Source organism: Mesosutterella porci, assembly GCF_022134585.1.
In the GTDB taxonomy this organism is placed as follows: domain Bacteria; phylum Pseudomonadota; class Gammaproteobacteria; order Burkholderiales; family Burkholderiaceae_F; genus Mesosutterella; species Mesosutterella porci.
In genome coordinates this window covers 1-13,199 of the sequence record NZ_JAKNCT010000007.1, presented here as the reverse complement: position 1 = coordinate 13,199, position 13,199 = coordinate 1, and the positions used below count along the sequence as shown (strand labels likewise).

General features: G+C 54.4%; 12 protein-coding genes, 1 tRNA gene and 1 rRNA gene. 11 read left to right on the top strand and 3 right to left on the bottom strand.

All coding sequences use genetic code 11. From position 1 onward, the window contains the following. Positions 1-48 precede the first annotated feature (48 nt). Positions 49-1,134, top strand: coding sequence for a peptide chain release factor 1 (prfA, locus tag MAF45_RS06355; RefSeq protein WP_237978945.1), 1,086 nt, complete (start codon positions 49-51; stop codon positions 1,132-1,134). A 12-nt stretch (positions 1,135-1,146) separates the two neighbouring features. Next, positions 1,147-2,004, top strand: a complete 858-nt coding sequence (prmC, locus tag MAF45_RS06350) for a peptide chain release factor N(5)-glutamine methyltransferase (RefSeq protein ID WP_237978725.1) — start codon at positions 1,147-1,149, stop codon at positions 2,002-2,004. A gap of 275 nt (positions 2,005-2,279) precedes the next feature. On the opposite strand, the gene MAF45_RS06345 is transcribed toward prmC, so the two are convergent. The 3 genes from MAF45_RS06345 to mltA form a co-directional block, all read right to left on the bottom strand. Beyond that, positions 2,280-3,977, bottom strand: coding sequence for an IS1634 family transposase (locus MAF45_RS06345; RefSeq protein ID WP_237978724.1), 1,698 nt, complete (start codon positions 3,975-3,977; stop codon positions 2,280-2,282). Between the two features lie 342 nt (positions 3,978-4,319). Further along, a tRNA-Phe gene (locus MAF45_RS06340) sits at positions 4,320-4,395 on the bottom strand. 219 nt (positions 4,396-4,614) lie between these two features. Further along, on the bottom strand, positions 4,615-5,691 hold the full coding sequence (gene mltA / locus MAF45_RS06335) for a murein transglycosylase A (RefSeq protein WP_237978723.1): 1,077 nt from the start codon (positions 5,689-5,691) through the stop codon (positions 4,615-4,617). 218 nt (positions 5,692-5,909) lie between these two features. Here mltA and rpe point away from each other — a divergent pair, with 218 nt between their 5' ends. From rpe to MAF45_RS06290, 9 genes are all read left to right on the top strand, one after another. Continuing rightward, entirely contained in the window at positions 5,910-6,602 is a 693-nt protein-coding gene (rpe, locus tag MAF45_RS06330) for a ribulose-phosphate 3-epimerase (protein ID WP_237978722.1), read from the top strand. Between the two features lie 3 nt (positions 6,603-6,605). Beyond that, the gene (locus MAF45_RS06325) at positions 6,606-7,313 is read left to right on the top strand and encodes an HAD-IA family hydrolase (RefSeq protein ID WP_237978720.1); all 708 of its coding nucleotides are present in this window, start codon (positions 6,606-6,608) and stop codon (positions 7,311-7,313) included. 269 nt (positions 7,314-7,582) lie between these two features. Then, positions 7,583-9,076 (top strand): anthranilate synthase component I, encoded by a 1,494-nt coding sequence (gene trpE / locus MAF45_RS06320; RefSeq protein WP_237978718.1) that lies wholly within the window; start codon positions 7,583-7,585, stop codon positions 9,074-9,076. 9 nt (positions 9,077-9,085) lie between these two features. Then, a complete protein-coding gene (locus MAF45_RS06315) occupies positions 9,086-9,655 on the top strand; it encodes an anthranilate synthase component II (protein WP_237978717.1) in 570 nt (189 codons plus the stop codon). Between the two features lie 3 nt (positions 9,656-9,658). Beyond that, positions 9,659-10,120: a lysozyme inhibitor LprI family protein gene (locus MAF45_RS06310; RefSeq protein WP_237978716.1), complete on the top strand. Its 462-nt coding sequence runs from the start codon at positions 9,659-9,661 to the stop codon at positions 10,118-10,120. Positions 10,121-10,148: 28 nt separating this feature from the next. After that, entirely contained in the window at positions 10,149-11,201 is a 1,053-nt protein-coding gene (trpD, locus tag MAF45_RS06305) for an anthranilate phosphoribosyltransferase (RefSeq protein ID WP_237978715.1), read from the top strand. Between the two features lie 30 nt (positions 11,202-11,231). Then, a complete protein-coding gene (trpC, locus tag MAF45_RS06300; RefSeq protein WP_237978713.1) occupies positions 11,232-12,032 on the top strand; it encodes an indole-3-glycerol phosphate synthase TrpC in 801 nt (266 codons plus the stop codon). Continuing rightward, positions 12,019-12,732, top strand: a complete 714-nt coding sequence (locus MAF45_RS06295) for a uracil-DNA glycosylase (protein ID WP_237978712.1) — start codon at positions 12,019-12,021, stop codon at positions 12,730-12,732. Before trpC ends, MAF45_RS06295 begins: the two co-directional genes overlap by 14 nt. A 339-nt stretch (positions 12,733-13,071) precedes the next feature. After that, positions 13,072-13,199 (top strand): 16S ribosomal RNA (locus tag MAF45_RS06290); the annotation flags it as partial.

Sequence of the window (13,199 nt, the reverse complement as noted above, 5' to 3'; positions counted from 1 at the left end):
TTGGGGATTTAAATCCCAACCTCTTTTTTGACGGTAAGACTCCTCATGATGAACGAATCAATGCGAGCTAGGCTTAGGGCTCTGGACAGGAGGCTGGAAGAGATAGACGCGATGCTGTCGTCTCCCGAAGTCTGCAGCGACATAGACAAGTATCGTGCGCTCTCCCAGGAAAGGGCGGAAATCGAGCCTGTGGCGCAGAAAGCGCGCGAATACCAGAAAGTGGAGCAGCAGGTTTCCGACTGCGAGGAGATGCTGTCCGACCCGGATATGAAGGCTCTGGCTCAGGAAGAGCTTCTCGCAGGCAAGAAGCGGCTGGCGGAATTGGAAAGCGAGTTGAAAGTGCTGCTTCTTCCGACCGATCCCAACGACCATCGGAATATTTTCTTGGAAATCCGGGCAGGCACCGGCGGGGATGAGTCGGCTCTTTTTGCAGGTGATCTTCTTCGCATGTATCTGCGTTACGCGGAGCGGCAGGGCTGGAAAACTGAAATAGTCTCTAAGAATGAAAGCGATCTGGGAGGCTACAAGGAAGTCATTGTCCGCGTTATTGGCAGGGGAGCCTATTCGAAGCTCAAATTTGAATCCGGCGGCCACCGGGTGCAGCGAGTCCCTGTGACGGAGTCACAGGGACGGATTCACACCTCTGCGTGCACGGTAGCCGTGCTGCCGGAGCTCGACGAGGTGGAGGCTGTAAAAATAGATCCATCGGAACTGAGAATCGATGTGTACCGGGCTTCGGGGGCGGGTGGCCAGCATGTGCAGAAAACTGACTCTGCAGTCCGCATAACCCACCTTCCCACCGGCCTGGTCGTGGAATGTCAGGACGAGCGAAGCCAGAGGCAGAACAAGGAGCGGGCGATGCAGGTGCTCGCCGCCCGGCTTTACGCTAAAAAAGTTGCAGAACAACAGGAGGCCGAAGCCTCGGAGCGCAAGAGCCTGATAGGGTCCGGGGATCGTTCCGAAAGAATCAGAACTTATAACTTCCCGCAGGGAAGAGTTACGGATCATCGGATTAACTTGACGCTGTATAAACTCGATCAGATCATGGACGGCGATTTGGATGAGATTATTTCGGCTCTGATTACGGAACATCAGGCCAAGCAGCTCTCCGAGATGGCCGGGCGCCAGAGCTAAGGGTCGGTCACTATGCAGGCAGGCCGCATTCTTCAGGAAGCAGGCACCAGGCTAGGGCGCTTTGAGGCCCGGCTGCTTCTCGCCTATGTCATGGGCGTGCCCGTTGAAAAATTAATTGCTCACCCGGAGATGGAACTTTCCGCTTCGCAGGAGCAGGCCTACCGGCTGGTAGTTCAACGAAGGCTTAAAGGCGAGCCTTACGCCTATATCGCAGGCGAGCAGGAGTTTTTTGGCAGGGCTTTTAAAGTCACGCCCGATGTTCTGATTCCCCGGCCCGATACTGAGCTGCTGGTGGAAACAGCGCTTCATATCCTGGGGCAGTTCAAATCGCCACGAGTGCTGGATTTGGGGACCGGGAGCGGCTGCATAGCCGTGACCATCGCGAGAGAGAATCCTTCGGCCCGGGTGACGGGTTGCGACATTTCTGAGCCTGCCCTGCGGGTGGCCGCAGGCAACGCCGCAGGAACAAACGTTATTTTTTTCAAGAGCCGGTGGTTTGACCAAGTCCCTGACGGGAGCCGCTTCGAGCTTATTGTTTCAAACCCGCCGTATGTTGCGGAAGCAAGCCCTTACTTGGCAGATCTCAGCTATGAACCGAAGGGTGCGCTTGTAAGCGGGCCGGAGGGGATGGATGATCTGACGGAGATCATTCTCAAGGCTCCGAAATTTCTTTCCCCATGCGGCTGGCTTGCCGTTGAGCATGGCTTTGATCAGGGCGATCCCTGTCGGAGGCAGTTCTCCGAGGCGGGGTTCTCGGACGTAAGAACTTTAAAGGATCTCGGAGGTCACGATCGGGTTACTTTAGGAGAACTGCGAAAGGTCCCGAAGTTGCTTTCGAGGGATGCCAGACAGGAAGGGCGGCATGAGTGAGAAATAGGTTTGAAAACAATTAAATTCATCAAGCTCGGTTAATTAAGCTAAGAAAAGCGCCAAGTTTTTGAATCACTTGGCGCTTTTCTGTGAATAGGTTGTGGGCAGGCCGGACACGCCTCCGAAGGTTAATGTGCCTTTGTGTCCGCCTTTCCCCCCTAAGCCATGACTTCGCTCTTGGTTCTTGGAAGAATGATGGCCGCCGTATTGGCATTCTCCTTATTCTCCCAAAAGTTCTGCAATAGAGCCACGAAAGCCTTCGTGGCTCTGGCTCATCAAATGCCGAGCAGCTTCAGGAACAGTTGGTCGCGCTTCACGGACTCGGTGCTCCAGCGCCTCATTCCCCGCGGCGTCATCACGGAGGTCGTCTTCACGCAGTCAAACCACTCGAGGACTTGAATCAGGGACCTGGCCTCAAGCCATTTCTTGAGACTGACTTCCAGATCGAGCTCGGTCTTCGTTTTCCCATCCTTTTCCGTGCCGAGCCGCTCCTTGATCTCGCCAATCCGCTTGGTGAGGTAGCAGTGGTAGCCGAGCGCGACAAACTGCACGAAGAGCCTGCCCTGAAGGCTGTCAGGGTGCCAGACGCGTGGGCGGCGCCCGTCCATGCCATTCTTTTGGACATTGAAGAGCTCCTCAATATTCTCCCTCAGCCTGTAGGACTTCAGCGCCTCCTCGGCGCCCTTGACCTCATTGGAGACAAGCGCGAAGAAGCCGAAATACTTCCTGGCCTCGCGGAAGGACTCGTCTATGAAGGCCACCTTCAGCTTCCCGCCGCGGCCCACGGTCGAACAGTGGAGGAACTTCTCCGCCTTCTTTTCGCCCGCGGGGGAGAGCTGCTCGCCAGCCTCGACGAGCCTCTTGAGCTCGAACAGGTCGTTCACCAGCCTCTGCTCGTCCTTTGTGGCGCGGTCCCTGGAATAGCAGACGTGGACATAGAGCCTGCGGCTGAAGGTCTCCGCCTCGCCGGCGGCAATGCCGCCGCGGCTCCTCTGTCTGACGACGGACAGCTCCTTCATGACCATTTTCGAGGCGCAATGGACCGAAGTGTCGAACGAGCAGACGGAGGACACCGAGTCGAGCCTGTCGCGCAGCTCGTCGACGATCTCCCGAATCCAGAGGGTGGAGGGCGAGGCGAGCGTCAGGAACTTCATGCTGTTCCGTGCGAACTCCGCCATGTTCGCCTGGCTGTAGAAGCCGTTGTCCGTAACCACGACGGGCTTGTCGATGTCGAAGCACTGGAGCTGGCGGATGGCGTTCTGGATGGAGATGACGTCCGGCACGTTCCCCGGCTGCTTCGCGAAGGCGACGGGCTGGCGGTCATTCATCGAGTAGAGCGTGAGCAGCTTGACGGTGTCCAGCCCGTCGCCGTCCTTGTTGAATCCTTGGCGGGCCTCGGCCTGCCCCGAGCTGCAGGTCGAAACCGTGGTCGAGTCGAAGGCGATGCTCGGGGACGTCTCGAGCCTTGCCGCCCGGGAGGCAAAGAACTTCTGCTGCCCGTCGCCATCCTTGCCGACCTTGTCGAAGAGCTCGCTGCAGGCGCTTTCGCCCAGGCCTTCCTCGTAGGGCGTCGGGTGGCCGACCTGCCAGGCCTCCATGCGGGGGATCGCCGCGCCGTCCGTGGCGATCAGGTAACGGGCGATGGTGGCGATCTTCTGAGCCGCGGCCGTCCCGAAGGCGCTTTCAAGCCCCTTGTCGATCCCGGTTTCCCTTGCGACAAGGTCCAGGATGTCAGCCAGGCAGGCGTGCTCGATGGAGGCGGAAGCCTCCTTCTTAGACTTGCTTTTAGGCCTTGTCGGAACAATTTCGCCCGTCTCAGGGTCTAGTTTGCCCAAAAGCTTGTTTTTCAACGTGACGGTCTTCTGCGTCTCCCGGTCGTACTGCGTGTGGCGCTCGTAGACGTAGACATCCCCATTGGCGCGGGTTACGCGGCGCTGGCCGACATGGATTTTTCCGGTATAGGGGCGGGACATGGCTGGCTCCAATAATGTTATCTATATTATATATAGTAACACTAAATAGGTCAAGAAAAAACCGCAGAAAACATACCCTTTCTGCGGTCTACTCAGCCGAAATCAACCGAACGTGTGCCTGTTGTATAACTTTCAGGTTATTCTTTAGCATAAATTTACTGCCCGTTTTATGGGACCTTGGGAATGGTTCATTTATGCCCATTTCGAGCAATACCCGGCGGAAAAGAGTTGCGTCACTCAAAGCGTGCAATAGATAAAATTAATAAAATCAATTTGCTATAAATATTGTGGTCAAGAAAAAAGCGTCAAGCGATTCAATCGCAAGACGCTTTTTTGTATGAGTGGTGGTCAGGGGCGGAATCGAACCGTCGACACACGGATTTTCAGTCCGTTGCTCTACCGACTGAGCTACCTGACCACGCGAGAGGATAATATCCTAGCACAGTTTTTCATAAAAATCCAATTCTATTTGAGCCTCTGGTGCGATTTCTTGAATGCAAGCCTTGATCCCTCAAAAAACTAAGTAGGTTGACAGCTTCAAAGACGGACAGGCGGCCAGTTCCGCAGAGCATGAGTGTCGATTTTCTAGCCGCCAAGGGACGTCCAGCTCTGGAGCTTATATTTGTGCCGCCCTGGCTCAGGGCCGGAGAAGTTCTTCCGGCCGGTGGCCGCGGGGAACCAGAATCCAAGCAGAGACTTGGCTTTTTTGCCTTCCGGCCATGTCCCCCGCCTCGTCGCCTGAGCCCCAGAAATAATCGAAGCGGAGAATGCCCCTGATGGCTCCTCCTGTATCCTGGGCTATGACCGGCCTTACAAAGTGAATGTCCGGAGAACTCTGCCTCACTTGAAGAATGAACGGACTGCCGAACTTCCATATGCTGCGGTCAACCGCAACGGAGGCCAGAGGGGTCAGCGGGACTCCCTGCGCTCCGCGGGGCCCTTGGCCAGGCCGGGCGGTTAAGTCCTGCCTGAAAAACACGTAGCTGGGGTTGTAATCAAGCAGGCTGCGGATCTCTCCCGGATTGTCCTTGGCCCAGGCCCTGATGGCCTGCATGGATGCCTCTTTGGGAGTGATGTATCCCTTCCTGATGAGCCATTGCGCCACGGCTTTGTATGGATGGCCGTTTTGGTTGGCGTAAGTGACCCTGATAACCCCCCTCCCAGGGATCTGAAGCTGGCCGGATCCCTGAATCTGCAGAAAAAGCTGGTCAATCGGATCTGACAGCCAGGCAATCGCATATGGGTAAAGATCTCTTCGTTCGTCAATGGAGTGCCGGTCGTCATAGGGGATGAGCCTGCGGCCAGAAAGTTTGCCCCGGACTCTTTTTCCCTTCAATTCGGGGTACAAAGTGACTAGGTCAACGTCTATCAGATCCGGAGGAGTAGATAGGACAGGCCAGGAGTACTGAGCCGTTCGTTTCAGCGAGGCTTTCAGGACAGGTTCGTAATAGCCGGTGAGCAAACCTGTAGCTGAAAAGGAAGAGGCGCCGTCCGTGAGTTTTTCATCCAGGATTTTCCAGACTGTGAAGCCGTTGGAAAAGAAGTTCCGCGCAGAGCTCTGATTTTCTAAAGAAGCGCAGCTCCGTCCCCAGAGCGAAGACTGTCTGAATCCTGGCAGCGCACAGGAAGACTGGAAAGATTGCTTTGCATTTTCCCAGTCTTTTGCCGAAACATGCTGGAAATCAGAGAAGGAAGCGGGTTCAAACCGGGGCATGTGGCTGACGCGGTTGATCTGGGCTGAGGGGGGCTGAACGCTCTGGCAGCCGAAAAGGGCGAGGCTGGCGATGCCGGCCAGAACGAGGGACGGAATCCAGCGAAGCGGCTGAAAGTTCACGATAGTCTCTTTTATATAAACAAAGCAGGAAAAGGGTGCAAAAGAAAACCTCAGGGGTCTTTTAAAATAACACTACCCTTTAACGCAAGGAAAAGCGGATGAAAAAAATTTTCATAGCCCCTTCTCTTTTGTCGGCAGATTTCGCCCGGCTGGGGGAGGAAGTCAAAGACGTCGTGGAAGCAGGAGCTGACTGGATTCATTTTGATGTGATGGACAACCATTTTGTTCCTAATTTGACCATCGGTCCCTGCGTCTTAAAGGCAATCCGCCCCTACACTGCGGTTGACATCGATGTGCATCTCATGGTCGAGCCAGTCGATGCGCTGGTTGGTCCTTTTGCTGAGGCGGGCGCCAATTGGATTACTTTTCATGCTGAGGCGTGCAGGCATATAGACCGCACGCTTCAGCTGATCCGCTCCTTTGGGATTCATGCAGGGCTCGCCCTTAACCCTGCGACCCCTCTTTCCTGTCTGGACTATGTGCTGGATAAAGTGGATATGGTTCTTCTTATGAGCGTCAACCCGGGATTTGGTGGGCAGAAGTTCATCTCTTCCTGCCTTCCGAAAATAAAGGCAGCAAGGAAAGTCCTGAACCAGCATGAAAGTGAGACAGGACACATGATTCGGCTGGAGGTCGACGGAGGCGTCAAAACCGCAAACATTGCCAGCATCGCCGCTGCCGGTGCGGATACTTTTGTCGCCGGGTCGGCCATATTCGGGCAGAAGGGCAAGGACGGCTATCGGCAGGCTATGCGGAGCATGCGCGACGAAATTGGTAAATCGGGAATTTAAAAGGTGCTGTTCGTGAGCGTACAGTATTTAGGAAAAATCGAAGCCATTTTGTTTGATCTGGATGGAACTCTGGTGGACTCGCTGCCGGATCTGCATTTCGGAATCGAGCAGGTTCTCAGGAAATGGCATCTGGCCTCGATGAGCGAGGAGGAGGTCGGCCGCTATATCGGGAAAGGAGTGGTCAACCTGGCTCAGCGGGTTCTTCAGGCGAGGCTGCCGGAGGCCGGGGAAGAGGAGATACAGAAATTCACAAGGGACTATGTGAACGCTCTTTCAGTTTCCGGAAACACGCATACCCGGCTGATGCCTACGGTAAAAGAGTCGCTGGCTGCCTTACGGGCAGACGGCATTCCGCTTGCTCTGGTGACAAACAAGGCTGGAGCTCTGATTGGAGACGTTCTAAAAAAAACAGAATTGGAAGAGTTTTTCCCGGAAAATTTGAGGATCTCTCCTGATGGCGGGCTCTCCCCGAAGCCCGCACCGGACATGCTTCTGCTGGCCTCCCGCAGGCTGGGCGTTGCTGCGGGGCAATGCGCCATGTTCGGCGATTCCCGAAATGACGCTCTGGCTGCCCGAGCTGCGGGAATGCAGTCCGTTTTAGTCAGAACCGGCTATAACGAAGGCGTGCCCATAGACAGGTGGGCCTCCGAAAATGGTTTTAGTGCTATATTTGACAATATTGGTGAAGCGCTGAAACAGATGCGGCGCTGATCCTCTCTTATCCCTTTTCTTTGGCTAGATCATGTTGATGTTTGCGGTTTCATTTGGAAGCATCAGCCGGGTGGCAGCGTCGATCCGTCTGCACACCCGGGGGGCATGGTCTTGGCGTCTCTAAGCTTCTGCCGTATTAATTCCCTGCGCGTTTTCCGGGGAATTCCCTTGTTTTCCGTATTTCTTTTGTCTGCTCCTTATTGAATTTTTTACCAAGGCGGGCTCAGAGCTCGCCGGGACAGGGGCAGACGATTTAGCAGGAGTACCCTATGCTCGAATCCGAATTCAAAGCCCTGGCCTCAGAAGGCTACAACCGCATTCCCTTGGTTGCGGAGTGCCTAGCTGACCTGGACACCCCTTTGTCTATTTACAGAAAACTGGCTGACCGGCCCAACAGCTTTCTGCTGGAATCAGTAGCAGGAGGCGAGCGGTTTGCGCGCTACTCATTCATAGGTCTGCCGGCCCGCCGGAGAATTGAAGTAAGGATCAACGGAGAGGATTCGCGGGCCCGCGTCGTTGAGGATGGGAAAGTCATCGAAGTGCTGGAGGGCAACCCTCTGGAAGCCATTGAGAAGTACTTCCATCGCTTTAAGGTAGCTCCGCGCCCCGGTCTTCCTAGATTCAGCGGCGGACTCGTGGGGTATCTGGGCTACGACACGGTTCGTCTGATTGAAAAGAAGCTGGGGGCGCCCAAGAAGGATGACCTGGGTGTTCCGGATATCGTGCTTCTTCTGACGGAAGAAATAGCGGTGGTTGACAATATCTCCGGCCGTATTTACATGATCATCCATGTCGATCCCAATCATCCTGAAGCCTATTCCAGGGGCGTAAACCGTCTGCGTGAACTTCGGCAGAAGCTGCATAGGGCGACTGAAAATCCGTATGTGGGGCCTGGCGTGCGCCAGGCGGAAATCCGCGAGTTTGCGAAAAAGGATTATCTAGCCGCGGTTCAGAAGGCTAAGGACTATATCGCTCAGGGGGAGGTGATGCAGGTCCAGATCGGGCAAAGGATCGCCAGAAAATTTGCCAATGAGCCAATATCCCTCTACAGGTCGCTGCGTTCTCTGAATCCTTCGCCTTATATGTACTATTACGATTTTGGCGATTTCCATATTGTTGGCGCTTCTCCTGAAATTCTGGTCCGAAGCGAAGGAGAGCCGGATGGAACTCGGAAAGTGTACATTCGCCCCATAGCGGGTTCGCGCAGGAGGGGGCTGACGCCGCAGCAGGATCAGAAATTTGAAAATGATCTGAAGACTGATCCCAAGGAAAAAGCCGAGCATCTGATGCTCATCGACTTGGCCCGCAACGACATCGGACGTATCGCGGAAATTGGTTCGGTTAATGTCCCGGATAAGTTTGTCGTAGAAAAATACAGTCACATCCAGCACCTTGTCAGCGAGGTTGAAGGGCGTCTTCGCCCGGGGCTGTCGAATTTTGATGTCTTTAAGGCTTCATTTCCCGCCGGTACGCTCACCGGTGCCCCCAAGATCCGGGCCATGGAAATTATCGATGAGCTCGAACCCGTTCGCCGCGGCATTTACGGCGGAGCCGTCGGTTACTTTTCCTATGCCGGGGACATGGATATGTGCATCGCTATTCGCACGGCCATTATCAAAAACAAGATGCTGTATGCGCAGGCGGCAGCAGGCATAGTCGCAGATTCCATTCCGGAAAATGAGTACATGGAAACTGAAACCAAGGCCAGGGCCGTTTTGAGGGCGGCAGAGATGGTTGAAGACGGGCTGGAACAGGCAATTTAGGAGAACGCCATGCTGGTCATGATCGACAATTACGACAGTTTTACCTATAACCTCGTCCAGTATTTTGGAAAGCTGGGGCAGGACGTCAGGGTATTTAGAAACGATGAGACATCGCTTGAGGAAATTGAACGTCTCAGGCCGGATTATCTGTGCATTTCTCCGGGGCCCAGCGTCCCTAAAAATGCAGGCATCTCAGAATCGGCGATCAAATATTTCGCAGGCAAGATGCCCATTCTGGGGGTGTGCCTCGGGCACCAGGCGATCGGCGAGGTCTTCGGGGGAAGAATTTCGCTTGCCGGTCGCGTGATGCACGGCAAGACTGATGTCATCCAACATACCAACGAGGGCGTTTTCAAGGGGCTGCCGCAAGGCATTTCAGTTGCAAGATACCATTCTCTGGTGATTGATCCTCATGCGCTTCCTTCCTGCCTCCAGGTGACGGCGACATCTTCGGACGGAGAGATCATGGGGGTTCGCCACAAGAAATACGATATCCAGGGCGTTCAGTTTCATCCGGAGTCCATCGCAACGGAACACGGGATGGAGATGCTCAAGAATTTCCTTGATGTAAGGATTTAGAAAATGGCGTTTGGAAAATGTGCATTTTGCGCGAGTGCATCATTTTTAATGCTGGTGTCCGCATCTGTTCAGGCAGAGGCATTGTCTGAGTGTTACAAAAATGCGGAAAATCGGGTTCAGGTCCGTCAGTGCCTTCAAAAGGAGTTGGACCAAACCCAGCGCGAATACGAGGAAATCCTTGAGAAGCTGTCTGCGCAGCTGTCTGACCGCGAGGGCCAGCCCTATGGAGCCGGGCAGAAAAAGCACAAGCGTGCGGGCGGCTTGACATCGATGCTCAGCTCAGCGAACAGCGCATTCGAACTCTACGCCAAGAAGGAGTGCGGGTTCGAAAGTGCGATGATGGGCAGCGGAACCGGAGCGGGGAATCAGATGATTGCCTGCCGGATTAATCTTTTGCACACGCGGATCGGGGCCCTGAGCAGTTTTCTGCGGTTCTCCCCCGGTTCTTCGGGTAATAATCAGTGATCTTTAAACTCTTAACTGCGAGGTAAAAATGACTATTACTATCTCAGAGGCCATTCAGAGAACGGTTGAGCACAGGGAAATATTCCCGGATGAAATGACGCAGATCTGGATGGAGCTCATGACCGGGAAGCTGACTCAGGCGCAGATTGCAGGCCTAACAATCGGTCTGAGGGTAAAAAAAGAGACGATCGGTGAAATTACGGCGGCGGCAAAAGTAATGCGCCAGCTCTCCAAGAAAGTGGTAGTCAAGAACCCGGAAACGCTTTTGGACATTGTGGGGACAGGCGGAGACGGGGCGAAAACGTTCAATATTTCCACGACTTCGATGTTTGTCATCGCCGCAGCTGGCGGGCGGGTTGCCAAACACGGCGGCGGGTCTGTTTCCTCAAAGTCTGGGGCTGCGGATGCGCTGAAGGCTATCGGCGGCAACATCATGCTCAACCCCGAGCAGATCGCGCAGTGCATCGAGGAGACGGGCACAGGATTTATGTTTGCTCCGCTGCATCACGCGGCCATGAAGTATGCGGCTCCCGTCCGTAAGGAGCTGGGGGTCAGGACGATTTTCAATATTCTGGGGCCCCTGACCAACCCTGCAAATGCCGGTTGCGAAATGCTGGGCGTGTTCCATCAGGATCTAGTTGGCATCTGCGTACGGGTTTTGAAAGACCTGGGACTGCGGCGGGCTTTGGTTGTCTACGGCTGTGATGGGATGGATGAGGTCAGCCTTGGTGCCAAAACCATGATTGGCGAATTAATTGACGGGAAGATTCGTGAATACGACATTCATCCGGAAGACTTCAATCTGCCGATGAGCTCTGTCCGCCATCTCCAGGTCAACAGCCCCGAAGAGTCTGTAAAAATGATGCTGGACGTCCTTCATGGCGAAAACACCCCGGCAAAGACAGTGGTGATTTTCAACTCGGGCGTCGGGCTTTACACGGCAGGCCTTGTTCCTTCCATTGCCGCAGGAATTCAAAAGGCCCGGGAAGCTGTCGACAGCGGGGCTGCTTTGGAAAAAATGCGCGCATATGTCGCGAAAACAAACGAACTTGCCGGGACAGAACCTCCGGTTAGGTATTAATTTTTAGCGGCATTGAACTAAGGGGCTGGCATGCAGGGAATATTGAAAACGATCTGGAAAGAAAAGGAACTTCGGCTGAAGGAACGCAAAAGTGCTGTACCCGAAGCTCAGCTGCTGCGGCAGATTGAGGAACTGCCTGCCAGGCCCCGGCATGTTTTTTCTAAAGCTCTGGCAGAGAAGGCGTCCTTGAGCGGTTGCTCTGTCATCGCAGAGATTAAAAAAGCGAGTCCGTCCAAAGGACTGATTCGTCCAAAGTTCAATCCGCAGGAAATTGCCAAGTCCTATGAAAGGAACGGTGCGGCCTGTTTGTCGGTGCTCACCGAAGAGGGGTATTTCCTTGGATCAAGTGAAATTCTGATGCAGGTGCGGGCGTGCTCATCACTGCCGATACTGCGAAAGGATTTTCTGTCAGATCCTTATCAGATCCTCGAGGCCCGAGCCTGGGGGGCGGATGCCGTTCTTTTGATCGCCGCCTTGTCTTCCTCGCAGCTCGGCGAGATGGCGCAGGCCGCGGAAGAACAGGGTCTTGACGTCCTCGTTGAGTCTCACGACGAGGAGGAACTGGAAAGGGCACTGGAGATTCCACGTGCTCTGATTGGCATCAACAACAGGAATTTGGATACTTTCGAGGTGAGTCTCGAGACGACGGTGCGTCTCAAGCAGCTGGTGCCTTCGGACCGATGGCTTGTCAGTGAAAGCGGAATCCACGACAGGGCCGATGTTTCAAGGCTCAAGCAGATTGGAATCCGATCTTTTTTGGTTGGGGAAGCCTGTATGCGGAAAGCTGACCCCGGGGCCGGGCTGAGGGAGCTTTTTTATGCTGTGGCCTGAAGGGTGCGCAGCCAACGGGTGGGAGCCACTTTTAAAAAAATTTTTCCTTTCAGAGCCGGGACTAAGGCTGGAGAGGTTCTTAAAAGAAAGATCAGAGCAGGGAGCTGTCATCTACCCTCCGACCCCGTTTAGGGCTTTCGAACTGACGCCGCGTGATGGCGTGAAGGTCGTCATCATGGGACAGGATCCCTATCATGAGAGGGACCAGGCTCAGGGGTTGGCTTTTTCCGTGTCTGCCAAGTGCCCTGTTCCGCCTTCCCTTAGAAATATTTTTAAGGAACTTCGCCGCGAGTACTCTGATCAGTGCCCGGTTTCCGGAGACCTGTCATTTTGGGCTTTGCAAGGAGTTTTCCTTCAGAATGCGGTTTTGACCGTAGAGGAGGGGAGGGCAGGGAGTCATGCCGGCAGAGGTTGGGAAATTCTGACTGATCAGGTCATCGATGCGTTGGCACGAAACAGTGCACCAAAGGTTTTCTTGCTGTGGGGCGCCGCCGCCCAAAAAAAAGAGAAGCTGATTATGGCGTCGGGCCATGATCATTTGATTCTTAAATGCAACCATCCCTCCCCGCTTTCAGCTAACAGGCCTCCGGTGCCTTTCATTGGTTGCGGGCATTTCCGCAAGGCAAATGAGTGGCTGACCCGGCACGGCCGCTTGCCGGTCAACTGGATAGAGGCACCTTATAGCTCCGAGATTTCCTAGAGGATTTTTCCATGACGCAGGCAGCCTCATGACATCAGGCGGAGCGGCCGAGAAAAGAAGCAGGAAAAATATTTGACATTTCGGAATTGATGATGCATAATAATGATCTGCGCCGCTTAAAGCGCAGCGATCTTTAAAAACTGAACAACGAACCGATAAGCGTGGGCATCTGGTTTTTGAGAGCCTCAGGGATTCCTTCGGGAGTTCCGCTCAAAAGAAATCAGGTGCTCGAAAAAAAACGAATGGAAGATAGAAGGCTTCGCAAGAAGCTTTCGCATCACCAGTCGATGATTTTGAGCGCGACGCCCTGGAAACAGGGCAGCAGTAACAGCAGTGATTAAACTCAAGAGTTTGATCCTGGCTCAGATTGAACGCTGGCGGCATGCCTTACACATGCAAGTCGAACGGCAGCGGGGGAGCTTGCTCCTGCCGGCGAGTGGCGAACGGGTGAGTAATGTATCGGAACG